We start from the raw sequence: 355 nt of genomic DNA, 5'->3' as shown, positions 1-355 counted from the left end.
CACGCCCTGAGGCTATAAGATGCTGAATGTGGTCACGCGCATAGTTGCCGCAGGGACAGATCTTGTCAGCGGCATCAAAACACACCTGCGAAAGTTCGGGGGCATCAAAACCGAGCAACTGAATTCGTTTTTTGTCGTGCCACAGCGTGTCGCCGTCCTCAGCAGACCAATGCTCTGCTGCGGACACAGGGCCACAGGTGAGCACGAAGGCGAGGGTGAGGATCAACCTACACATGGCCGTGCTAAACGCACCCCCCTACGGCAGTGGTACCGGTGTGTCGGCGAGTGTTCTAAGATAGGCGATCACGTTCAACCGGTCGCCCTCATCAGGCACGCCGCGCCGATAAGGAGAAAG

The 355-nt window shown here is 57.7% G+C and carries 1 pseudogene; it reads right to left on the bottom strand.

The window, feature by feature from the left end:
- A pseudogene (locus EN851_RS36865) lies at nt 1-226 on the bottom strand (hypothetical protein); the annotation flags it as partial.
- Nucleotides 227-355 lie beyond the last annotated feature (129 nt).

The organism is Mesorhizobium sp. M8A.F.Ca.ET.208.01.1.1 (assembly GCF_004791315.1).
Taxonomy (GTDB): domain Bacteria; phylum Pseudomonadota; class Alphaproteobacteria; order Rhizobiales; family Rhizobiaceae; genus Mesorhizobium.
Note: the sequence above shows the minus strand (reverse complement) of the source record. Positions and strands in the feature narration are given on the sequence as shown.